A 21838-nucleotide genomic window follows, 5' to 3' on the forward strand; every position below is an offset into this window, starting at 1 on the left:
CAGCCATGTACCGCGCCCCGACAGACGAAGCGGCCCCCGCCGTGCAAGACCCCGCTCCCCCGGCCGCCGATGCCAGAACCCGGCGGCTGGTGGAAGCGCCCATCGTGCCGCTTCTCATCAAGCTGGCGTGGCCCAACGTGCTCATCATGCTGGCGCAGGCCTCGGCCGGGCTCATCGAGACCTTCTTCGTGGCCAAGCTCGGCACGGCGGCGCTGGCGGCCATGGCGCTGGTGTTTCCCGCGGTCATGCTGATGACCACCCTGTCGGCCGGCGCCCTGGGCGGCAGCATCTCCTCCGCCGTGGCGCGGGCGCTCGGCTCCGGGCGGCAGGCGGCAGCCGATGCGCTGGTGCTGCACGCGCTGGCCGTGAGCCTCGCCTTCGGGTTCGCCTTCGCCGCCCTGTTCCTGCTGTTCGGCCGGCAGATATACGGCGCCATGGGCGGTTCGGGGCCGGAGCTGGAGGCGGCGCTGATCTATTCCAACATCGTCTTCCTCGGCACGCCGCTGACCTGGGCCATGAACGGGCTCGCCAGCGTGGTGCGCGGCACCGGCAACATGCTGCTGCCGGCCTTTGTCATCTGCGTCGGCGTCGCGCTGCTCGTCCCGGTCTCGCCGCTGCTGATCTTCGGGTTCGGCCCCATCCCGGGCTTCGGCATCGCCGGCGGCGGGCTGGCGCTGATCGCTTACTATCTCGGCGGAACGCTGGTGCTTGGCGCCTACATCCTGTCCGGGCGCAACCCCGCCCGCTTCCGCTGGGTGCGGCTCGACTGGCGGGTGATCGGATCGGTCATGCGGGTCGGCGCGCTGTCGTCGCTGCAGTCGATCCAGACCAACGTCATCGTCGGCGGTGCGACGGCCCTCGTCGCCTTGCAGGGTGGCGTTGATGCAGTCGCCGGCTTCGGCACGGGCGTGCGGCTGGAGTATCTGCTGATCCCGCTCATCTTCGGCATCGGCGCGCCGATGGTGGCGCTGGTGGGAACCAATCTCGGCGCCGGCCGCGGCGATCGCGCGCTCCATATCGCGCTGGCCGGGGCGGGCCTTGCCTTCGTGGTGACGGAGAGCGTGGGGCTCGCCGCCGCATTCTTCCCGGAGGCGTGGCTGTCCCTGTTCAGCGCCGAACCGGCCATGGTCGCCACCGGCAGCGCCTATCTGCGCATCGTCGGGCCGTTCTACGGCTTCTTCGGCGTCGGGCTAGCGCTCTATTTCGCGGCGCAGGGCACGGGGCGGCTGTTCTGGCCGGTGGTGGCCGGCTTCCTGCGCGTCGCCATCGCCCTCGGCGGCGGGCTGATCGCCCTGCGGCTCACCGGCACCATCGAGGCCCTGTTTGCCGCCCTCTCCGTGGCGCTGATCGTCTACGCCGCAACCGTCCTGACGGCGGTGAAGACGGGGGCGTGGCTGCGGTAGGGGCTGGCCCTCACCGTACCGTCCGAACCGTCGCCCGCGCAGAGGGGGGCCGCGAGACGGTCGCGATCCGCCAGGAGCCAGCCTGAACAAGGCCGGGCCGACGCCGCCTGCCGTGGCGGCGCGGATCATCGCCCCCCTCGCGTCGGGTGACGGCGGGCAGCCCTCCCCGCCCCAGACCTTTCCCCACTGCCCCGCGCCCGTCCTATCCAGATGCGTCACGCGCTCCTCTCCCGGAAGGGAAGGTCTCCGCGCGCGATCCAGCCCGTCCCCCCTGAACGGCTCCCTCGCCCGGGCTGACGCCGCGCGCCCGCCGCACCCTGAAACCTCTCGCGTTTGGTCATTTTGGTTGGACCAAAATATTCGATTACAATTCCATTTGACTTCCATTTCTGAATTAGGCAGTACCAATTCAAACTATCGGCAATTTTGGTAGTACCAAATAACAAGAGGGGGATAACGTGGGGGCCTGGAACCAGATTTATGACCCGATGGGGAACATGTGGCTGTCGAGCCTCGGCGCCGCGATCCCGATCATCTTCTTTTTCGTCGCCCTGACCCGGCTCAAGCTGAAAGGTTATGTGGCGGGAACCATCACGGTTCTTCTTGCGCTCGGCGTGGCGATCCTGCTCTACGGCATGCCGGTGCAGATGGCCCTGGCCGCTGGCGTATTCGGTTTCTTCTACGGATTGTGGCCGATCGCGTGGATCATCATCGGCGCGGTCTTTCTCTACAAGATTTCCGTTGAGACAGGCCAGTTCGAGATCATCCGGCGCTCCATCCTCTCCGTTACGGAAGACCAGCGCCTGCAACTGCTCCTCGTGGGCTTCGCCTTCGGTGCCTTCCTTGAAGGTGCGGCGGGCTTCGGGGCGCCGGTGGCCATCACCGCCGCCCTGCTCGTGGGCCTCGGCTTCAGGCCGCTCTATGCCGCCGGCCTCTGCCTGATCGCCAATACAGCGCCGGTCGCCTTCGGTGCCATGGGCATCCCGATCATCGTCGCCGGGCAGGTCACGGGGCTCGACCCCTTCCACATCGGCCAGATGGCCGGCCGCCAGCTTCCCTTCCTCTCGGTGCTGGTGCCGTTCTGGCTCATCCTCATCATGGACGGCACACGCGGCGTGCGTGAGACGTGGCCCGCGATCCTCGTCGCCGGCGGCTCCTTCGCCACCGTGCAGTTCCTGACCGCCAATTTCGTCGGCCCGGAGCTGCCCGACATCACCGCGGCGCTCGCCACCCTCATCACCCTGCCGCTGTTCCTGCGCTTCTGGCAGCCCCGCCGCATCTTCCGCTTCGAGACCGAAGCGAAAAGCAAGGGCGGGCTGGACCACGGCGCCGGTCCGGCGCCCGCCGTCGCGGCCATCGAGCCGGCCGTGTCCTACACCGCCGGCCAGATCGCCCGCGCCTGGTCGCCGTTCCTGATCCTCACGGTGTTCGTGACCATCTGGAGCATCCCGCCCTTCAAGGCCCTGTTCGCTGCGGGCGGCGCCCTTGACGGATTGGTCGCCCATGTCAGCGTGCCGTTCCTGCACAACATGGTGGTCAAGCTGCCGCCCATCGTCACCGCCGCGAAGCCGTTTGCCGCCGACTACAAGTTCGACTGGCTCTCGGCCACCGGCACGGCGATCTTCCTGTCCGCCATCGTGTCGATCGTCTTCCTCGGCATGAAGCCGTCGCGGGCCGTCTCCACCTTCGCCTCGACCATCAAGGGCCTGCTGATCCCGATCTACTCCATCGGTATGGTGCTGGCCTTCGCCTTCATCGCCAACTACTCGGGGCTGTCCTCCACCCTCGGCCTCGCGCTGTCGGAGACCGGGCCGAGCTTCACCTTCTTCTCGCCCTTCCTCGGCTGGCTGGGCGTGTTCCTCACCGGCTCGGACACCTCGGCCAACGCGCTGTTCGCCTCGCTACAGGCAACCACCGCGCACCAGATCGGGGTGAGCGACGTGCTCCTCGTGGCGGTCAACACCACGGGCGGCGTCACCGGGAAGATGATCTCGCCCCAGTCCATCGCCATCGCCTGCGCGGCGGCCGGGCTGATCGGCCGGGAGTCGGACCTGTTCCGCTTCACCGTCAAGCACAGCCTCGCGCTGGCGGCCATCGTCGGCATCATGACCACCATTCAGGCCTACCTGACACCGTGGATGATCCCCTAGGCAGCGAGGAGCGGAAGACTTCGACTGCCTGGGCCATCGTCCCGGTGCCCCGCAGCACCGGGACGATGCGCGTTGCGGGCTGGAAGTCCGTGCGACGGTCCGACATAGTGGGCGCGATCGCAGCCGGCTGGTCCGGCCCGATCCTCATCTGATCGGACCAAGGTAGGCTTTCACCGATGGCGTCGGCCCCCTCCCCTTCCTCTGCGCAGCGCGTGGCCGACCGGGTCGAACTCGCCATCGAGGCGCTGATCGAGGCGCGCGGCCTTGGCGTGGGCGACCGGCTTCCCTCCGAGCGCGCCCTCTCCGAAATGCTGGGCGCCTCGCGCAACACCCTGCGCGAAGCCCTGATGCGCCTTGGCGCGCGCGGGCGCATCACCATCCGCAAGGGCGGCAACATCATCGCCGAGCCGGCCGAGGCGCGCTGGACGGCCGCCGCCATCGCCGATCCGCTGGCCTCGGTGGTGGCCGGCAATCCGGGCTTCGGCCATGACGTTCTGGAGGTGCGCCGGGGGCTGGAGGGCCAGGCCGCCTACCACGCCGCGCTCCGGGCGACGCCGGACGATCTCGACGCCATCCGGCGCTGCATGGACCAGCTCGCGGCCAATCACGAGAAGGGCGACGCGGTGGCCGAGGCCCATGCGGACGCCGCCTTCCACCTCGCCATTGCCGACGCCTCGCACAATGCGGTGCTGCGCTCGGTCATGTCGAGCATGTTCGGGCTGCTCCAGAGCAGCATCTCCGAGAGCCTCGACAAGCTCTATATCGTGCCCCGCACCTACGAGCGGCTCTCCGCCCAGCACCAGACGCTGATGGACACCATCGCCGCCGGCGAGGCCGACGCCGCCCGCCGGGCCTCCGACGATCATCTCGCCTTCGTCGCCCAGACCATCCGCACCATCGACGAGGAGCGCGCCCGCCGCGAACGCGCGGATACCCTGCGCCGGACGGCGGGGATCTAGCGGCCGAACACCTCGCGCGCCGTGGCCACCAGCGCGTGCGCGTCGGCCGCGATGGCTTCCACCGCCTTGCCTGGCTTGAACAGCGCCGAGCCGATGCCGAAGCCCTCGGCCCCGGCTGCGCGGTAGGCGGCCATGTTGGTGGTGTCGATGCCGCCGACGGGCAGGAGGGGGATGTCGGTGAGCACAGCGCGCCACGCCTTCACGAGGTGGGGCGGGATGCCTTCCGCCGGAAACAGCTTCAGCGCGTCGGCCCCAGCGGCTCGGGCGGCGAAGGCTTCCGTGGGGGTGGCGACGCCGGGGGTGCAGACGAGACCGGCCGCCTTGGCGGCGCGGATCACGGCAAGGTCGGCATGGGGCATGACGATGAGCCGGCCACCCGCCGCCTTCACCGCGTCCACGTCCTGCGGCGTCAGCACCGTGCCGGCGCCGATCAGCGCGCGGTCGCCGAAGGCGTCGGCGAGGATGCGGATGGAGTCCAGCGGCTGCGGCGAGTTGAGCGGCACCTCGATGATGGTGAAGCCCGCCCCCACCAGCGCCGCGCCGATGTCCAGCGCCTCGTCCGGCTTCAGCCCGCGCAGGATGGCGACGAGGGGACAGGCGGCAAGGGCATCCTTGAAAGCGGGCATGGATCGCACTCCTGAAATCAGATGAAGCCGGCCGCCTTCGCCACGGCGTGCTGTCCGGCCGGGCCGCAGCCCTCCGGCGCGCACGCGTGGGGCAGGCCGAGGAGGGTCGCGGCTTCGGCATAGCGCGCGGAAAGGGCGGGGTTTGCCACCAGCGTGAACGGCTCGCCGACCGAGGCATCGCGCAGTTCGGCGCCGATGAGAAGGCCGGAGAGCATGTCCGCGCTGTCCGCCCCGTCGAGCCGCCCGGTGAGGCCCAGCGCACGCAGCGAGAACAGCCGACCGAGCAGGGCCCCCGGCCCTTCGAGTTCCGCCGCCGCGTCCACGCCCCGGCGGAAGCCTTCGGTGGAAAAGGCGCCCTCCTCCATCATGCGGCCGAGGATGGTATGGCCCTTGAGCGCGGCGAACACCTCGCCCGTCATGTAGGTGACGAAGGTGCTGATGCGGCCCGCCTCTAACCGCACCCATTTGGAATGGGTGCCCGGCAACACGAAAAGCCCGTCCGCGACGCCGAGGCGTGCGAGGGCGCCGAGCACTTCAACCTCTTCGCCGCGGATCACGTCCGGCGTTGTCTCTTCATCCTTCAGCACGCCGGGCACGATGGCGATGCGGCCGAAGCCGGGCTGGGCCGGCACCTCGGCGAGCGCGGCAGCGAGGTCCGGCAGGCCGGCGGGACAGCGCGCATAGGGCGCTTCCACCCAGCCCTGCCGGCTGCCCACCATGCCGGAGAGCAGCACCGGCAGCGGGCCGTGGTCGCGCGCCCAGTCGCCGGCGATGGCGGCCAGCACCTCGGGGAAGCTCAAGCCGCCCAGCGCCATGATGCCCTGCCCGCTCGCCCGGCTGGCAAGCACCTGGCCGTCCGCCGTCATGAGATAGGCGCGGAGCGAGGAGGTGCCCCAGTCGCAGGTGATGAGCGCGAGTGTCATCTGGCGTCAGTGGTGCAGGATCTGGCCGAGGAAGGTGCGTGTGCGCTCGCTCTTCGGGTTGGCGAAGAAGGTGGCGGGCGGCCCCTCCTCCACGATCTCGCCCTTGTCCATGAAGATCACCCGGTCGGCCACCTGCCGCGCGAAGCCCATCTCGTGGGTCACGCAGATCATGGTCATACCGTCCTGGGCCAGCGAAATCATGGTGTCCAGCACCTCCTTCACCATCTCGGGGTCGAGGGCGGAGGTGGGCTCATCGAACAGCATCACCTTGGGCGCCATGCACAATGCGCGGGCGATGGCCACGCGCTGCTGCTGGCCGCCGGAAAGCTGGCCGGGATATTTGTTCGCCTGCTCGGGAATGCGCACGCGCTCCAGATACTTCATGGCGATGGCCTCGGCCTCCTTGGGCGCGAGGCCGCGCACCTTGCGGGGCGCCAGCGTGCAGTTCTGCAGCACGGTGAGGTGCGGAAACAGGTTGAAGCTCTGGAACACCATGCCCACCTCGGCGCGCACCTTGTCCAGCCCGCGCGAGGATTTGCCGACCTGCGTGCCGTCCACCACGATCTCGCCGCCCTGGTGATGCTCCAGCGCGTTGATGCAGCGGATGAGCGTGGACTTGCCGGAGCCCGACGGCCCGCAGATGACGATGCGCTCGCCCTGATGCACGTCGAGGTTCACGGCCTTCAGCGCGTGGTAGGTGCCGTAATATTTCTCCACGCCCGCCATGCGGATCATGACGGGGCGCGCGTCGCCGGCGGGCGTGCTGTCAGCAGGGGCGGGAGTGAGCATGGCAAGGCCCTTCTCGTGTCTGTTCCGTTATGCCCTGACGCCCGCGTCCATCGCACCGCCCTCGCGCTCCGGCCGACTGGAGCGATCAGCGGAAGGAGAGCCGGGGCCCAGCGCAACGGTTCGCCGCAGGCGGCAATGGCGGCGACAGCCGAACGTATCGCCGGCTGCGCCGAACTTTCCCCTGGACCCCGGATCGGCGCTCCACCTGCGGTGTCGCTGGTCCGGGGAACAGGGCGCATTCCTCAGAACGTCGGCATCGTCGGCAGCGGCACCTTGAACCACTTCTGGTTGATGGCATCGAGCTCGCCATTGTTCTTCACGAAGTAGAGGAAAGTGTTGATCCACTGCAGGAAGTCGGTGGAGCCCCGGCGCACGGTGATGCCGTTGTACTGGCTGCGCAGGGTGATCTTCTTCTCGATGCCCATGTCCGGGTTCGCCTCGGCGAGCTGGGTGCCGACGAGGTTGTTGGCGCCGAGCAGGTCCACCTGACCGGAGAGGAAGGCCTGGGCGGCGGTGGCGTCGTCGTCGAAGCGCATGATGGTGGCGCCCTTGGGCACGGCGGCGGTGAGCGCCGTATCCTGGGTGGAGGCGCGGGCCACCGCGATCTTCTTGCCCACCGTCTGGTCCATGCTCTTGATCTCGGTCTTCTTGGGGCCGATCAGCTGGATCTCGATGGTGGAATAGGGGATGGAGAACATCACCTGCTTGGCGCGCTCGGGCGTGATGCCGAACACCGCCACCAGCACGTCCACCTTGTTGGTGAGCAGGTACGGGATGCGGTTGGGGCCGGTCACGGGCACCAGCTCCACCTCGACGCCGAGATACTTGCCCATGAGGCGGGCGACGTCGGCGTCATAGCCTTCCGGCTTGCCCTGGGTGTCGAGCAGGCCGAAGGGGGCCACGTCCACCAGCATGCCGACGGTGAGCTTCTTCTTCGACAGGATGTCGTCGATGCTCTGCGCCGAGGCGCCGTGGGAGAGGCCGGTGGCGGCGAGCGCCGCGAGGCCGAGCGCCGCGACGGCGCCGCGCGCGCTCTTCAGGATGGTGCCGAAAGTCATCGTCTCTTCCTCCATCTGCGCCGCATGCGGGGCGGCCTTGGTCTTGAGGGTCAACCTGAACCGTCACCGCGACACGGTGCCGAAACGCTTTTCGAGGTGGCGGGCATAAAGCGAGAGCGGCCAGCACAGCGCGAAGTAGATGGCCGCGACGATTCCGAACACGAGGAACGGCCGGAAGGTCGCGTTGTTCACGATCTGCCCGGCGCGGGTCAGCTCCACGAAGCCGATGATGGAGGCGAGCGACGTGCTCTTCACCAGCATCACCAGGAAGCCGACCGTGGGGGCCACCGCGATCTTCGCCGCCTGCGGCAGGATGATCTCGCGCATCCGCGTCACATAATGCAGGCCGAGCGCGGTGGAGGCCTCCCACTGGCCCTTCGGGATGGCCTGGATGCAGCCGCGCCAGATTTCGCCGAGGAAGGCGGCGGCATTCAGCGTGAGGCCGATGGCGGCGGCCGCCAGCGGGTCCACCGAGGCGCCGACCATGGTGGCGCCGAAGAACACGAGGAACAGCTGCATCAGCAGCGGCGTGCCCTGGAAGACGAGGATATAGGCCCCGGCCGTCGCCCTGAGCCATTGCCACGGCGCGGTGCGCGCCAGCGCCACGATGAGCCCCAGCGCCGCCCCGCCCGCGAAGGCGATGGCGGAGAGCAGCAGCGTCCAGCGCACGGCGGAGAGGAGGAAGAAGAATTCGGCGGAGGTGAACTGGCGGATCATGTCGCTCCCCTCCTCAGCGTGCGGCGTCAGTGCGCGCGAACACCGCGCGGTAGATGAGCGCGAACGCGCCGGCGAACATCAGCGACATGGCGAAATACATGCCCGTCACCACGATGTAGATCTCGAACGAGCGGAAGGTCTGCGATTGCAGGTTGTTCGCCACCGCCGTCAGTTCCTCGGCCGAGATGGCGGAGACGACGGAGGAGGTCAGCATCAGAAGAATGAATTGGCTGGTGAGGGACGGGTAGATCGCCTTCAGCGCCGGGAACAGCACCACATAGAGGAAGATCTGCAATCGCTTGAGGCCCAGCGCCAGCCCGGCCTCGATCTGCCCCTTGTGGATGGTCTCGATGCCGGCGCGCACGATCTCGGTGCAATAGGCGCCCGCGTTGATGACCATGGCCAGCAGCGCCGCCTCGTTGGCGTCGAGCCGGATGCCGGCACGCGGCAGGCCGAAGAAGATGATGAAGATCTGCACCAGGAAGGGCGTGTTGCGGATGACTTCCACATAGACATCCACCAGCCAGCGCACCGGGCGCGGCCCCTGCGTCTTGCCGAGCGCACAGAGCACCGCCACGGCGAGCCCGAGCAGCATGGCGAGGCCCGAGAGGCGGATCGTCAGCCACGCGCCGAGCAGCAGCTCGGGCCAGGCGTTGAAGACGTCTCCGAACTGGAAGACGTAGTTCATCTTGCGCCTCCTGTCGGGCGATGGGCGGGCGTGCGGCGGACGGCGGGTGTATCGGCAGCTTTCCCCGCGCCGCACGACTGGCGGATGACGAGGCGGGGCGGCACGATGATTTCTTCCCGCGGGCGCTCGGGATGGGCGATGCGGCGCAGCAGCAAGCGCGCGGCCTCGCGCCCGACCACGCGGGGATCGGTGGTGAAGGTGGTGAGCGCGGGGCGGTGCAGGCCCGCCTCGTCCACGTCGTCGCAGCCCACCACGGCCACGTCCCGGCCCGGCACGAGACCGTGCTCGTCGAGGGCGAGCATGACGCCGAAGGCCACCACGTCGTTGTAGCAGACGATGGCCGAGGGGATGTCGCCCTTGGCCAGAAGTTCACGGGCCAGGAACTCGCGCGCGGCGGCATAGCCGGAGGAGCGGTCGATCACCGCGCAGGGCACCACCGGCCCGCTCTTCAGCTTGTGGCGGCGCAGGGCGCGGTGGAAGCCGGCCATGCGCTCGGTGAGCGGCGCGATGCGGCGCACGCCGCCGATGAAGGCGATGTTGCGATGCCCGAGCGAAATCAGGTGCTCGGTGATGAGCTCCATGCCGGCGCCGTAGTCCGGGCCGACATAATCGGCGGGAAAACCCTCCACGCGGCGCTGCGCGAGCACGCAGGGCATGCGCGCGCAGGCCCCCTCCTCCAGCGCATCGGCGCGGGTGTTCTCGGATGCGACCACCACGAGCCCGTCCACGCCGTGCTCCTGCATCCGCAGCAGCACCTCGCGCTGGCGGGTGGCATCTTCCGCAGCGTTGCCGATGAAGGCCATGTAGCCTTCGGTGCCCAGCACCTCGTCGATGCCGGCGGTGAACTGGGCGAAGTTGGGGGTGATGATCTCGCACAGCACGAGCCCCACAGTGCGCGAGGCACCCGAGCGCAAATTGGCGGCGCTGCGATTGTAGACATAGCCGAGGCCGGCCATGGCCTCCTCGACCTTGGCGCGGGTTTCCGCCTTCACCAGCGGGCTTTTGCGCAGGACGAGGGAGACGGTGGCGCGGGAGACGCCGGCATGGACCGCCACATCCTTCAGCCGCACGCGCAGGCCACCGGCGAGCGGCGCCTCGTCCGGCAGATCGGCCGGCTCGGCAGCATCGCGGGCGGCCGGCAAGCGGCGGCCCTGTGGCCCCTTGGCACCCTCCACGCGTAGCCTCCTCGCCGGCAACGAGTTCTTAACGAACCTCTCGACGGCCCATGTCTAGGAGACTGCGCAGGGTGCGGTCAACGAAAATTTAGATCGATCTAAATGCTGCGCCGCAATGCTCGCGGGCGGCGCGCCGAAGCGTTGCGGGCGGGTCAGGCGATGGCGATGACTTCCACCTCGCGCCCGGCCACCAGCGCCACATCGCCCACGGCCTTGCCCATCACGGCAGCAGCGAGCGGCGAGACGTAGGACACGGAGCCCCTGGCCGGATCGGCCTCATCCTCGCCGACGATACGGAAGGTCTGGCGGCGGCCGTCCTCGCGGTCGAGGGTCACGGTGGTGCCGAACTGGACGGTCTCGGGATTGGGAGGAGTCTCGATGAGCTGGGCGGTGGCGCGGCGGGCGCCGTAATAGCGCAGGTCGCGGGTGGCGCGGGCCATGGCCATGCGGTCGGCCTGCACGTCGCCCATCTGCGCCTCGGAATAGGCGGTGCGCGCCTCCGCCAGCGCCGCATCGAGCGCGGCAAGGCCGCTCGCCGTCACGAGGTTCGGATGCGGCGAGATGGGCCGGTCCGGCAGGTCGGCGGCGGTGGCTTCGAGGTCGGTCTCACGCGTGAAGGCAACGGACATTCAAAAGCAAATCCCGGAGCTTGAGGCATCGTCCCCCAAAGTCAGGAGGACCATTGACCTAAGCATCCGGGACCAAGCTTGCAACCGGCCGCCGTCGCACGGCAGCCGGTGGACCATCTCACTTGAGCTGGGATTCGACCTTGGCGATGGCGGCGAGCGCGCAGGCCTCGTCGAGGTTGCCGCCGGGGGCGCCGCCGATGCCGACCGCGCCGATGGTCTCGTTGCCCACCTTCACCGGCACGCCTCCACCCAGCACCAGAAAGCCGTCGATGGCCACGAGCTGCGCAGAGGCGGGGTTCTTCTGCACGTTCTCGACGATCACCGTGGTCGGGGTGCGGGTGGAGGCGGAGGTGAAGGCCTTGCGGCGCGCCGCCTCGACCGTGTGCGGGCCGGCATTGTCGGCGCGGGCGAAGGCCCTCAGGACGCCGGCGCGATCAACCACCGCCACCGACACGTTGTAGCCCTGCGCCGCGCAGGCCGCGACACCCTCGCGGGCGATGTCGACGGCGATCGCCAGCGGCATGTTCCGCTCCTGCAGCGCCTGGGCCGCGACGGGGCCGGCGAGCGTGGCGAAGGTGGCGGAGGCAGCGGCGGCGAGGAGGAGGCGTTTCATCATCGGCCCTTTCTTGGCGGCCGCGCGAGCGACCGGAGATTTTTCCGCGCCGGGCGATGGCGCTGAGCCTCTCTAGGCCGGGAGAGCCGCGCGCTGAATCCGTCGCCTCACCGGGCGGGATCGGTAGAACTACCTAGGACGCGGGCGTTGAGTGTCATGCGCACGAAATCCGCCACGGAGGAGGTGCCGAGCTTTTCGGCGATGTTCGCCCGATGGGCGTCGATGGTGCGCGGGGAAACGCTGAGCGCGGCAGCGACTTCCTTGGTCGCCCAGCCACGGCACACCATGTCCAGCACCTCGCGCTCGCGCTCGGTGAGGCTGGCGAGGAGGGAAGCCGCCTCGCGCCGCTCCATGAGGGCATCGAGGGCGCGGGCGGCGGTGCCGAGGGCATCGAGCAGCACCTGCTCGTCCACCGGCTTGGTCAGGAAGTCCACCATCCCGGCGCGGAACGCGCGGCGGCAGGCGTTGACGTCGCCATGGCCGGTAATCATCACTGCCGGCCAGTCGATGCCGCGCGCGGCCAGCTTCTCCTTGAGCTGGATGCCGGAGATCATGGGCATCCTCAGGTCGAGCAGGAGGCAGCCGGGGCGCTCCGGGTCCACATGGGCGAGGAAGGTCTCGGGGTCGGCGAAGGCTTCCACCGTCATGCCGTAGGTCGAAAGAAGCAGCGTGAGGGCCTGCCGCACGGCGGCATCGTCATCGACGAGATAGACGCGGGGAGCGCTCACTGCGCCGCCAGCCGGCGTTCGGCCAAAGCGGGAAGGCTGATGAGGAAGGATGCCCCCTCCCCCGGCCGCGCCTCGGCCTCGATGGTGCCGCTCGCCCGCTCCACCAGCGTGGCGCACAGGGAGAGGCCCAGCCCCATGCCTTCGCTCTTGGTGGTGAAGAAGGGTTCGAATAGCCGGGGCAGCACGTCCGCCGAAATGCCCTTGCCGGTATCGCTGACGCGGATCGCCACCGTCTCGCCGGCATCGAAGGTGCGGATCAGGATGCGCTTGTCCGGCCCGTCGCGCTCCTCGAGGCTGTCCGCCGCGTTGCGGATGAGATTGTGCAGCACCTGCTCCAGCTCCACCGGGTCCGCGTTGGCCAGCGGCATGGGGCGTTCCAGATCCAGTTCCAGCGCGATGCCGCGGCGGGCGAGGTCGGCGCGGGCGAGGGTCGCGGCGTCGTCCACCACGTCGCTGATGTCCACCGCCGTGCGCTCGCTGGCCCGGCGGGCGATGTAATCGCGCATCCGCCTAAGGATCTCACCGGCCCGGCGCGCCTCCCGCACATTGGCGTCGAGCGCCTCGGAGAGCCGCACGGGGTCGCCCTCTGGACCGGACAGGCGCAGCGCCGCCTGGCTCTGGCTCAACAGGGCGGTCAGCGGCTGGGTGAGCTCGTGGGCGATGCCGGAGGCGAGCTCGCCCAGCGAGTTGACCCGCGCGGCATGGGCGAGCTGCGTCTCGCGCTCCAGCAGGCGGCTGCGCTCCTCCGCCAGCGCGGCGAGCTGCTGGGAATGGCGCGCCTCGTGCCGCTGGATCAGCGTGTAGCGCCCGGCGAACAAGGCGAGGAGCGAGAACAGGGCGAAGGCCGCGACCGGCACCGGGGCGACGGCCCTGTAGAAGGAGACCGGCCGCTCGATGCCGAGATTGACCGGCTGGGTGGTGCTGTCCGCCGGGCGGAAGAAGGTGAGCGTCGCGAAGGCGCCGGGCTCGGCCACGGGCGGGCGACCGGTCAGCGCGTACGGCCCGAGACTCAGGCTGATGCGGTCGCTGGAGAGCCGCTCCTCAGGCGTCAGCAGGCCGTTGGGATCGATCTCCAGGATGATGGCGAGGCGCCGGTCGCTGCCCGCGCGCTTGCCGAGGAAATAGTGCTCGGGGTGATCGGCTTCCACATAATAGCGCGCCTCCCCCGCCCTCTGGCCGAAGACGAGCTGGGCGAACCGGGGCATCACCGTGCCCTCCATCTCGCCCGGCACCGCGACCAGCGTCTCGATGACCTGATCGGGGGTCATCTCCAGCACCCGGATGGAGAGGATGCGGCGGTAATAGCGCATGATGCCCGTGGCCACCTGCCGGACCGTCTCGGCTGGCGGCGGATCGCTCGCCTGCACCAGCGCGGCGAGGCTGGTGAGATGGGCGTCGTGCTGGGCAACCCGCTGGGACAGGAGCCGATGCAGGGCGACGCCCTCGGCCTCGACCTCCGCATCGGCACGCGACAGGTTGCTCCGGATCATCAACATCGCGAAAACCGCGACGAGGCCGATCCAGACCAGAAGGAGAGCAGCGACGGACCTGAACGCGAAGGTACGCCGGATCACTGCTTCGACCTCCCTCCCCCTGGGGGCTGATTTGCCGGCTCGAACTTCAGCCTTCTAGCACCGGTTGAAGGGCGCGGAAATCGACGAGGGGCGTGCGCGCGGAAATTTCAATACGGCAGGTAAGGGGTGCCGCAACGGCACAATCGAGGGCCGCTCAGTGGCGCAAGGTCAGCAGGTCTTCCGGCAACCCGCGGCAGATGTCGGCCACCTGATGCAGCAATTGCCCCAGCGCCGAGGTCTTGCGCCAGAGCAGCGCGATCTGCCGGCTGGGGCGGGAATCCGAAAAGGCGAGCAGGTGGATATTCTGGGCCGGAGGCACCGGATTGCGCGTCGCGAGCATGGGCAGGAGCGTGATGCCGACGCCCGCCGCCACCATCTGGCGCAGGGTTTCCAGGCTGGTGGCGCGGAACTCGGACTTCTCCCGCGCGCCGGACTGGTGGCACACGTCCAGCGCCTGATCGCGCAGGCAGTGCCCCTCCTCCAGCAGCATCAGGTTCTGGCCAGCAAGCTCCGCGACCCCCAGCGTGTCCCGCCCGGCGAGGCTGTGACTGCCCGGGACCGCGAGGAGAAACGGCTCCTCGAACAGGAATTCACTGTGGAAATGGCTGTCATGCACCGGCAGCGCGAGGAATGCGGCATCCAGCGTGCCGAGGTTCAGCCGCTGGATGAGGTTGGCGCTTTTCTCCTCGAACAGCAGCAGTTCCAGCTCGGGAAACCGCTGGCGGATCAGCGGCACCACATGGGGAAGCAGGTAGGGGCCGAGGGTGGGGAACACGCCGAGCTTCAGCGCCCCGCCCTCCGCATGGCGGCTGCGGTGGGCCGCCTCCTTGAGCTGCTCCACCTCGGTGAGGATGCGCCGCGCGCGTTCCACTGCGTCGCGGCCGGCGGGGGTGAGCATGGCCTTGCGCGGCGTGCGCTCGATGAGGGCAACGCCCAGCTCCTCCTCCAGCTTGCGGATCTGGGTGGAGAGGGTGGGCTGGCTGACACTGCACAGCTCCGCCGCCCGGCGGAAGCTGCGGGTGTCGGCGAGGGCGAGGAGATATTGCAGCTCGCGCAGGGTCATGGTGTCCGGCCCGCCGCCGGTCTGGTCATGCGGCCCAATCAGGCGGCCCTGACGGCCGCCTCCTTGTCCTCGGCGGGGGCGCTGGTGCGGATCAGGTGATCGAAGGCGGAGAGCGAGGCCTTCGCCCCTTCGCCCAGCGCGATCACGATCTGCTTGTAGGGCACGGTGGTGCAATCGCCGGCCGCGAACACGCCGGGCACCGAGGTCTGGCCATGGGCATCCACGACGATTTCGCCGCGGGGAGAGAGGTCCACCACGCCCTTCAGCCACTCGGTGTTGGGCAGGAGGCCGATCTGCACGAAGATGCCTTCCAGCTCCACCGTGTGGATGTCGCCGGTGTTGCGGTTCTCGTAGGTGAGGCCGCTCACCTTCTGGCCGTCGCCGAGCACCTCGGTGGTGCGGGCGGAGGTGAGGATGGTGACGTTGGCGAGGCTCTTGAGCTTGCGCTGGAGCACATCGTCGGCGCGCAGCTGGCTGTCGAACTCGATCAGCGTGACATGGGAAACGATGCCGGCGAGGTCGATGGCCGCTTCCACGCCGGAATTGCCGCCGCCGATGACCGCCACGCGCTTGCCCTTGAACAGCGGGCCGTCGCAGTGGGGGCAGTAGGCCACGCCCTTGTTGCGATAGGCGTCCTCGCCGGGCACGTTCATCTGCCGCCAGCGGGCGCCGGTGGCGAGGATGACGGTGCGCGAGCGCAGGCTGGCGCCGTTGGCGAACTCCACCTCCACCACGTCCTTGCCCGGAACGAGCTTGACGGCGCGCTGGAGGTTCAGGATCTCCACCTCATACTCGCGCACATGCTGCTCCAGCGCGGCGGCGAGCTTCGGCCCCTCGGTGTAGGGAACGGAGATGAAGTTCTCGATGGCCATGGTGTCCAGCACCTGCCCGCCGAAGCGCTCGGCGGCAACGCCGGTGCGGATGCCCTTGCGGGCGGCATAGATGGCGGCCGTCGCGCCGGCCGGGCCACCGCCCACCACCAGCACGTCGAAGCGGTTCATCTCGCCCATGCGCTTGGCGTCGCGGGCGGCCGCGCCGGTGTCGAGCTTGGCGACGATCTCCTCGATGCCCATGCGGCCCTGTCCGAAGACCTCGCCGTTGAGATAGACGGTGGGCACGCTCATCACCTGCCGCGCGTCCACCTCCGCCTGGAACAGGGCGCCGTCGACGGCCACATGCTTCACCCGCGGGTTCAGCACGGCCATGAGGTTCAGCGCCTGCACCACGTCCGGGCAGTTCTGGCAGGACTGGGAGAAATAGGTCTCGAACACGAAGTCGCCGTCGAGCGCCTTCACCTGCTCGATCACCGCCTCCTCCACCTTGGGTGGATAGCCGCCCACCTGGAGCAGCGCCAGCACGAGGGAGGTGAATTCGTGGCCCATGGGCAGGCCGGCGAAGGTGAGGGAAATGTCGTGACCGGGGCTCGACAGGGAGAAGGACGGCACGCGCGCCCCCGGCTCCTGGTGCTCCCGCACGGTGATCTTGTCGGACAGCTCGGCGATATCGGCCAGAAGCTCGCTCATTTCCTTCGACTTCGGCCCGCCATCCACCGCGGCGGTGATTTCGACGGGGCGGACCACGCGCTCCAGATAGGCCTTGAGCTGGGTCTTCATGGCAGAGTCGAGCATGGCAATCCTCCGGCAGAAAAACACGCCGGATCAATGAGCCGGCGGGGTACAAAAGGGCCACGTCCGCCGCTGGCCAAAGGCCGCGGCGGACGGTCGGGGCGCCTCCCTTTCGGGAGCCGGTGTGGCCTCAAGGCAAACGCCTCAAGGCCGGATCGGGTCGTAAAACCTCAGATCTTGCCGACGAGATCGAGGGAGGGCGCCAGCGTCTTCTCGCCTTCCTGCCACTTGGCAGGGCAGACCTCGCCAGGATGGGAGGCGACGTACTGGGCAGCCTTGATCTTCCGCAACAGGTCGGCGGCGTCACGGCCGATGCCCTCGGCGGTGACTTCCACGGCCTGGATGACGCCGTTCGGGTCCACCACGAAGGTGCCGCGGTCGGCGAGGCCCTGACCTTCGCGCATGACGCCGAAGTTGTTGGTGATCACGCCGGCCGGGTCGCCGAGCATGGTGTACTTCACCTTGCCGATGGTCTCGGAGGAATCGTGCCACGCCTTGTGGGTGAAGTGGGTGTCGGTGGAGACCGAGTAGATCTCGACGCCGAGCTTCTGGAACTCGCCATAATGATCGGCCAGATCGCCCAGCTCGGTCGGGCAGACGAAGGTGAAGTCGGCCGGATAGAAGAAGAAGACGGCCCACTTGCCGGCAAGATCGGTGTCCGAAACCTGGATGAACTTGCCATCCTTGAAAGCCTGCGTCGTGAAAGGCTTGATCTTAGTATTGACGAGCGACATGGCAATTCCTCGATGGGGTGTTTGCGCTACGACGGGCCGAAGCCATCGCAGTGCAACATATGGGGGCGGATGCCATATGTGAAATAGATAAGTTACGCGATATCGATAGTCTCACTCTATCAATCAGACCGCAGGAACCCTGATTTCGCGCGGGAAACAAGAGGTTGGCTGCCGAGGGCCGCACGGCCCGGCTGACGTTGACGCGCTGCGACAGAAGCGCGCATTTTACCATCGGCCCTGAGGGAGCGCGGCCGTGCTCGCGCGGATCGAAAGGCGCGTGCCGAATCCCGCCGTTGGAGGGCGCCTACCGCAGCCGGTCCAGCAGCTTCAGCAGCATGGCGCGCTCGGCGGCATCCAGCGGCGCCAGCGTCTCTTCGGTGATGGCGAAGGCGTTCACGCTGGCGCGGGCAACCGCCTCCTCGCCGGCAGCGGTGAGCACCGCCACCAGCAGCCGGCCGTCCTCGGTGTCCGGGCGAGTCTCCACGAAGCCGCGGCGCACGAGGCGGTCCACCACGCCCTTGATGGTGGCGGCATCCATGGCGGTCAAACGCCCGAGCAGATTCTGCGAGCAGGGGCCGGTCTCGGCCAGCTTCGACAGGGCCGCCCACTGGGTCATGGTCAGGTCGTCGCCGATGCGCGCGGCGAAGATGGCGGCATGGCGCTGGCCCACCTGACGCAGGATGAAGCCCACCTGCTCGTCCAGCACATAGGGCGCGTTCGCCCGCGAGCGGCGCACGGGGCGGCGCACCTGCATGGGGGGTGTGGATTTGGGGGGCGTGGCTTTCGGGGGCGTGGCATCGGCCACCTCGGGCGTTGCCACCTTCCGGGGCGCGCGGGACGTCCGCAGGGCCTTGGGCTCCGACGCCATGGCTCAGACCGCCAGATAGGCGTCGCGGATTTCCGGATTGGCCTCCAGATCCGCGATGGTGCCGGAAAAGCGGATGCGCCCCTTCTCGATGATGTAGGCCCGATCCGAGATCAGCTTGGCGAAATGCAAATTCTGCTCGGAGATGACCACCGAGAGCCCCTCCCCCTTCATGGCGAGGATGGCGTCGGCCATCTGCTCCACGATCTTGGGCGCGAGGCCCTCGGACGGCTCGTCCAGCAGCACGAGGGAGGGGTTGCCCATCAGGGTGCGCCCGATGGTGAGCATCTGCTGCTCGCCGCCGCTCATCTGCCCGCCGGGGCGCTTGCGCATCTCGCCGAGGTTCGGGAACAGCTTGTAGAGCATGTCCGGCGTCCAGGTGGCGACGCCGGGGCGCGGCGCCTGCCGGCCCACCTCGAAATTCTCCTCCACCGTGAGATGGCTGAAGATGCGCCGGTCCTCCGGCACGTAGCCGAGGCCGCGCCGCACGATCTCGTAGGTCGGCAGGCGCGAGACGTCGGCGCCGTCGAACATCACCGTACCCGCACGCTGGGGCACGAGGCCGACGATGGAGCGGAAGGTCGTGCTCTTGCCCGCCCCGTTGCGGCCGAGCAGCGCCACCACCTCACCGGCGCCGATCTCGAGGCCCACGTCGTAGAGGATGTGGGCGGGGCCGTAGTGGCTGTTGAGGTTCGAGACCTGAAGTTTCATGCCGCAGTCCCCTCGCGGTGCCGTGCGTCGTAGAGCAGCCCTTCGCCGAGATAGATGGCGCGGACCTGCGGGTCGCGCCGCACCTCGGCCGGGGTGCCGCGGGCGATGAGCTGGCCGCGGTTGAGCACCATCACCTCGTCGGCGTGCTCGAACACCACGTCCATGTCGTGCTCGGTGAAGAGCACGCCGATGCCCTTGGCGCGGGCGATCTCGGCGGTGAGGCGCATCAGCTCCACCCGCTCGCGCGGCGCCATGCCGGCGGTGGGCTCGTCCATGAGGAGGAGGCGCGGCTCATTGGCCAGCGCCACCGCCAATTCCAAGCGCTTCAGGTCGCCATAGGCCAGCTCGCCGCACGGCCGCTCCGCCTGCGTGGTGAGGCCGACAAGGGCGAGCAGCGCATCCGCCTCCGCCCGGCAGGCCGCGCCGGCGAAGCCGAACACGCGGGAGATGCGCCCGTGGAAGGACAGGAGCGCCACCTGCACGTTCTCGCGCACCGTCATGGAGGCGAAGGTGGCGGTGATCTGGAAGGTGCGGCCGACGCCGAGACGCCACACGGCGCGCGGCGGCAGGCCCTTGATGTCCCGGCCCTCGATCAGCACCGTGCCGGCATCGGGCGGGATCTGGCCGTTCAGCATGTTGAAGCAGGTGCTCTTGCCCGCCCCGTTGGGGCCGATGAGGGCGAGCATCTGCCCCGCTTCCACCGTGAAGGACACGCCCCGCACGGCGTGGACGCCGCCATAGGACTTCATCAGGTCTTTGACTTCGAGCAGCGGGCTCATCACGCGGCCTCCGCTTTGGTGGCGCCAACGGTTGCGCCGTTGCCCTTGCGGGGCCAGCGGTGGCGCAGATCCTCGATGAAGCCCACGACCCCCTTGGGAAACGCGAGCACGATGACGACGATGACGCCGCCCAGCACCAGCTTGGAGAGGTCGGTCTGGCTCATCAGCCAGATGGCCAGCGCCTTGTAGAGCACCGCGCCCACCACCGCGCCGGAGACGGTTTCCACGCCGCCGAGCAGCACCATCACCAGACCGTCCACCGAGGTGGGAATGGCCATGTAGTCGGGGAAGACCGAGCCCTTGAGGAAGGCGAACAGCGCACCCGCGAGCCCGGCGAAGGTGCCGGCGACGATGAAGGCCGCCCATTGCATCCGCTGCCGGTTAAGGCCGATGGCCTCCGAGCGCAGCGCGCTGTCGCGCACCGCCCTCAGCCCATAGCCGAACGGCGAGAACACCAGCATCCTGAGCACGCCGACACCCACAACCGCGATGCCCAGCGCAAGCCAGAAGAAGCCGGCCGGACGCGATGCCCACGTCGCCGGCCAGATGCCGAGCAGGCCGTTGTCGCCGCCGGTCACGTCCACCCATTGGAAGGCGATGGACCAGGCGATCTGCGCGAAGGCCAGCGTCAGCATGGCGAAATAGACGCCCGAGAGCCGCACGCAGAACCAGCCGAACAGCACCGCCCCGGCGAGGCCCAGCAGCGGCCCGACGATGAGCGCCGCCTCCATGGGCGCGCCCATGTATTTCACCAGGAAGGCCGCGCCATAGGCGCCTAGGCCGAAATAGGCGGCGTGGCCGAAGGAGGCGAGGCCGCCCACCGTCATCATGAAGTGCAGGCTGGCCGCGAACAGCACGTAGATGAGGATTTCCGCGCCCACCGTGAGGGCATAGTTGCCGAGGAAGAAGGGCAGCGCAGCCACCGCGACCACCACCAGCGCCACGCCGGCCCGCTCTATCTGTGTGAACGGGCGCCAGGGCCGGATGGTGAGGCCGGCGGCGGCACGGGGCGCGCTCTCCGGCTTGCCGAACAGGCCCCAGGGCCGCACCACCAGAACCACCGCCATCACCAGGAACACGGTGATGAGCGAGATCTGCGGCAGGATGAGAATGCCGAAGGCGTTCAGCTCGGCGACGATGATGGCCGCCACGAACGCGCCGAACACTGAGCCGAGGCCGCCGATGACCACCACCACGAACACCTCCACGATGATGGAGAGGTCCATGGCGTGGGTCACGGTGGTGCGCGGGATCTGCAGCGCGCCGCCCAGCGCGGCGAGGAAGACGCCCAGCGCGAACACGCCGGTGAACAGCCATTTCTGGTTCACGCCCAGCGCCGCGACCATCTCGCGGTCCTGCGTCGCCGCGCGCACCAGCACGCCCCAGCGGGTCTTGTGGAACAACAGCCACAGGATGCCGAGCACCGCCGGGCCGAGGGTCATCATGAAGAGATCGTAGGTGGGCACCATGCGGCCGAACAGGCTGATGGCGCCGGTGAAGCCGGGGGCGCGCGGGCCAAGCAGGTCTTCCGGGCCCCAGATCACCACCACGAGGTCCTGCACCATCAGCGTCACGCCGAAGGTGGCGAGGAGCTGGAAAAGTTCGGGCGCCTGATAGATGCGCCGCAACAGCACCATCTCCATCAGCGCGCCGAGCAAGGCGACGATGATCGCCGCCGCGACGATGGCGCCCCAGAAGCCGAGCGGCCCGGCAAAGCGCGTCGTCAGCGTGTAGGCCATATAGGCGCCCAGCATGTAGAAGGCGCCATGGGCGAAGTTCACGATGCGCGTGACGCCGAAGATGATCGACAGCCCCGACGCCACCAGAAACAGCGACGCGGCGCTGGCGAGCCCGCTCAGGGCCTGGACCAGAAGAAATTCCACGGCTTCAGCCTCTCGTTCACCTGCTGGAAGTTTTGATCTTTTTGGGCCACCCGCCGTCGAGGGCGGGGGCCGGATGCGGGGGCGGCTGACTGGCGCCGCCCGCGCTTTGTTCAAGCATTCGGTACGTCATGCCCGGGCTTGTCCCG

At 68.7% G+C, this 21838-nt stretch carries 21 protein-coding genes; 3 read left to right on the plus strand and 18 right to left on the minus strand.

Annotated features, from left to right (window positions below; all coding sequences use genetic code 11):
- Positions 1-5 precede the first annotated feature (5 nt).
- From V5F74_RS00420 to V5F74_RS00430, 3 genes are all read left to right on the plus strand, one after another.
- Positions 6-1403: an MATE family efflux transporter gene (locus V5F74_RS00420; RefSeq protein WP_394005626.1), complete on the plus strand. Its 1398-nt coding sequence runs from the start codon at positions 6-8 to the stop codon at positions 1401-1403.
- 497 nt (positions 1404-1900) lie between these two features.
- Positions 1901-3553: an L-lactate permease gene (lldP, locus tag V5F74_RS00425; protein WP_394005628.1), complete on the plus strand. Its 1653-nt coding sequence runs from the start codon at positions 1901-1903 to the stop codon at positions 3551-3553.
- A 212-nt stretch (positions 3554-3765) separates the two neighbouring features.
- Complete coding sequence (locus V5F74_RS00430; protein WP_038194848.1) at positions 3766-4512, plus strand: FCD domain-containing protein; 747 nt, start codon at positions 3766-3768, stop codon at positions 4510-4512.
- On the opposite strand, the gene V5F74_RS00435 is transcribed toward V5F74_RS00430, so the two are convergent.
- The 18 genes from V5F74_RS00435 to V5F74_RS00520 form a co-directional block, all read right to left on the minus strand.
- Positions 4509-5138, minus strand: a complete 630-nt coding sequence (locus V5F74_RS00435; RefSeq protein ID WP_394005630.1) for a 2-dehydro-3-deoxy-6-phosphogalactonate aldolase — start codon at positions 5136-5138, stop codon at positions 4509-4511. The genes V5F74_RS00430 and V5F74_RS00435 overlap by 4 nt on opposite strands.
- Positions 5139-5155: 17 nt before the next feature.
- On the minus strand, positions 5156-6061 hold the full coding sequence (locus tag V5F74_RS00440; RefSeq protein WP_394005632.1) for a 2-dehydro-3-deoxygalactonokinase: 906 nt from the start codon (positions 6059-6061) through the stop codon (positions 5156-5158).
- 6 nt (positions 6062-6067) lie between these two features.
- On the minus strand, positions 6068-6796 hold the full coding sequence (locus tag V5F74_RS00445; protein WP_029558424.1) for an amino acid ABC transporter ATP-binding protein: 729 nt from the start codon (positions 6794-6796) through the stop codon (positions 6068-6070).
- Positions 6797-7092: 296 nt separating this feature from the next.
- Positions 7093-7908 (minus strand): transporter substrate-binding domain-containing protein, encoded by an 816-nt coding sequence (locus V5F74_RS00450; RefSeq protein ID WP_038194836.1) that lies wholly within the window; start codon positions 7906-7908, stop codon positions 7093-7095.
- A 63-nt stretch (positions 7909-7971) separates the two neighbouring features.
- Positions 7972-8625, minus strand: a complete 654-nt coding sequence (locus V5F74_RS00455) for an amino acid ABC transporter permease (protein WP_029558422.1) — start codon at positions 8623-8625, stop codon at positions 7972-7974.
- A 13-nt stretch (positions 8626-8638) separates the two neighbouring features.
- Positions 8639-9313 carry an amino acid ABC transporter permease gene (locus V5F74_RS00460; protein WP_024279149.1) on the minus strand — a complete coding sequence of 225 codons (675 nt, stop codon included), beginning with the start codon at positions 9311-9313 and terminating at the stop codon, positions 8639-8641.
- The gene (locus V5F74_RS00465) at positions 9310-10488 is read right to left on the minus strand and encodes a LacI family DNA-binding transcriptional regulator (protein ID WP_394005635.1); all 1179 of its coding nucleotides are present in this window, start codon (positions 10486-10488) and stop codon (positions 9310-9312) included. The genes V5F74_RS00460 and V5F74_RS00465 overlap by 4 nt, the downstream gene beginning before the upstream one ends.
- Before the next feature lie 152 nt (positions 10489-10640).
- Positions 10641-11117, minus strand: coding sequence for a transcription elongation factor GreA (gene greA, locus V5F74_RS00470; RefSeq protein ID WP_394005637.1), 477 nt, complete (start codon positions 11115-11117; stop codon positions 10641-10643).
- Between the two features lie 118 nt (positions 11118-11235).
- Complete coding sequence (locus tag V5F74_RS00475; RefSeq protein ID WP_394005639.1) at positions 11236-11733, minus strand: GlcG/HbpS family heme-binding protein; 498 nt, start codon at positions 11731-11733, stop codon at positions 11236-11238.
- Positions 11734-11837: 104 nt separating this feature from the next.
- Complete coding sequence (locus tag V5F74_RS00480; protein ID WP_394005641.1) at positions 11838-12458, minus strand: response regulator transcription factor; 621 nt, start codon at positions 12456-12458, stop codon at positions 11838-11840.
- On the minus strand, positions 12455-14032 hold the full coding sequence (locus V5F74_RS00485; RefSeq protein ID WP_374251233.1) for a sensor histidine kinase: 1578 nt from the start codon (positions 14030-14032) through the stop codon (positions 12455-12457). The genes V5F74_RS00480 and V5F74_RS00485 overlap by 4 nt, the downstream gene beginning before the upstream one ends.
- Before the next feature lie 154 nt (positions 14033-14186).
- Entirely contained in the window at positions 14187-15095 is a 909-nt protein-coding gene (locus tag V5F74_RS00490) for a LysR substrate-binding domain-containing protein (protein ID WP_029558418.1), read from the minus strand.
- Between the two features lie 38 nt (positions 15096-15133).
- A complete protein-coding gene (ahpF, locus tag V5F74_RS00495; protein ID WP_374251231.1) occupies positions 15134-16723 on the minus strand; it encodes an alkyl hydroperoxide reductase subunit F in 1590 nt (529 codons plus the stop codon).
- Between the two features lie 167 nt (positions 16724-16890).
- Positions 16891-17454 carry an alkyl hydroperoxide reductase subunit C gene (ahpC, locus tag V5F74_RS00500; protein WP_024279157.1) on the minus strand — a complete coding sequence of 188 codons (564 nt, stop codon included), beginning with the start codon at positions 17452-17454 and terminating at the stop codon, positions 16891-16893.
- Positions 17455-17758: 304 nt separating this feature from the next.
- Positions 17759-18208 carry a MarR family winged helix-turn-helix transcriptional regulator gene (locus V5F74_RS00505; RefSeq protein ID WP_051679473.1) on the minus strand — a complete coding sequence of 150 codons (450 nt, stop codon included), beginning with the start codon at positions 18206-18208 and terminating at the stop codon, positions 17759-17761.
- Between the two features lie 117 nt (positions 18209-18325).
- On the minus strand, positions 18326-19030 hold the full coding sequence (locus V5F74_RS00510; RefSeq protein WP_024279159.1) for an ABC transporter ATP-binding protein: 705 nt from the start codon (positions 19028-19030) through the stop codon (positions 18326-18328).
- A complete protein-coding gene (locus V5F74_RS00515) occupies positions 19027-19809 on the minus strand; it encodes an ABC transporter ATP-binding protein (protein WP_029558415.1) in 783 nt (260 codons plus the stop codon). Before V5F74_RS00515 ends, V5F74_RS00510 begins: the two co-directional genes overlap by 4 nt.
- The gene (locus V5F74_RS00520) at positions 19809-21692 is read right to left on the minus strand and encodes an ABC transporter permease (RefSeq protein ID WP_394005645.1); all 1884 of its coding nucleotides are present in this window, start codon (positions 21690-21692) and stop codon (positions 19809-19811) included. Before V5F74_RS00520 ends, V5F74_RS00515 begins: the two co-directional genes overlap by 1 nt.
- Positions 21693-21838: the final 146 nt, after the last annotated feature.

Source organism: Xanthobacter aminoxidans, assembly GCF_043193615.1.
Lineage (GTDB): Bacteria > Pseudomonadota > Alphaproteobacteria > Rhizobiales > Xanthobacteraceae > Xanthobacter > Xanthobacter aminoxidans.

What these genes read in the sequence shown, in the direction of transcription:
- V5F74_RS00455 (WP_029558422.1), bottom strand. Translation starts at nt 8,625, where the DNA reads ATGATCCGCCAGTTCACCTCCGCCGAATTCTTCTTCCTCCTCTCCGCC.
- V5F74_RS00490 (WP_029558418.1), bottom strand. Translation starts at nt 15,095, where the DNA reads ATGACCCTGCGCGAGCTGCAATATCTCCTCGCCCTCGCCGACACCCGC.
- V5F74_RS00435 (WP_394005630.1), bottom strand. Translation starts at nt 5,138, where the DNA reads ATGCCCGCTTTCAAGGATGCCCTTGCCGCCTGTCCCCTCGTCGCCATC.
- greA (WP_394005637.1), bottom strand. Translation starts at nt 11,117, where the DNA reads ATGTCCGTTGCCTTCACGCGTGAGACCGACCTCGAAGCCACCGCCGCC.
- V5F74_RS00505 (WP_051679473.1), bottom strand. Translation starts at nt 18,208, where the DNA reads ATGCAGGTGCGCCGCCCCGTGCGCCGCTCGCGGGCGAACGCGCCCTAT.
- V5F74_RS00460 (WP_024279149.1), bottom strand. Translation starts at nt 9,313, where the DNA reads ATGAACTACGTCTTCCAGTTCGGAGACGTCTTCAACGCCTGGCCCGAG.
- V5F74_RS00440 (WP_394005632.1), bottom strand. Translation starts at nt 6,061, where the DNA reads ATGACACTCGCGCTCATCACCTGCGACTGGGGCACCTCCTCGCTCCGC.
- V5F74_RS00450 (WP_038194836.1), bottom strand. Translation starts at nt 7,908, where the DNA reads ATGACTTTCGGCACCATCCTGAAGAGCGCGCGCGGCGCCGTCGCGGCG.
- lldP (WP_394005628.1), top strand. Translation starts at nt 1,901, where the DNA reads ATGTGGCTGTCGAGCCTCGGCGCCGCGATCCCGATCATCTTCTTTTTC.
- V5F74_RS00420 (WP_394005626.1), top strand. Translation starts at nt 6, where the DNA reads ATGTACCGCGCCCCGACAGACGAAGCGGCCCCCGCCGTGCAAGACCCC.
- V5F74_RS00510 (WP_024279159.1), bottom strand. Translation starts at nt 19,030, where the DNA reads ATGAAACTTCAGGTCTCGAACCTCAACAGCCACTACGGCCCCGCCCAC.
- ahpC (WP_024279157.1), bottom strand. Translation starts at nt 17,454, where the DNA reads ATGTCGCTCGTCAATACTAAGATCAAGCCTTTCACGACGCAGGCTTTC.
- V5F74_RS00445 (WP_029558424.1), bottom strand. Translation starts at nt 6,796, where the DNA reads ATGATCCGCATGGCGGGCGTGGAGAAATATTACGGCACCTACCACGCG.
- V5F74_RS00515 (WP_029558415.1), bottom strand. Translation starts at nt 19,809, where the DNA reads ATGAGCCCGCTGCTCGAAGTCAAAGACCTGATGAAGTCCTATGGCGGC.
- V5F74_RS00475 (WP_394005639.1), bottom strand. Translation starts at nt 11,733, where the DNA reads ATGATGAAACGCCTCCTCCTCGCCGCCGCTGCCTCCGCCACCTTCGCC.
- ahpF (WP_374251231.1), bottom strand. Translation starts at nt 16,723, where the DNA reads ATGCTCGACTCTGCCATGAAGACCCAGCTCAAGGCCTATCTGGAGCGC.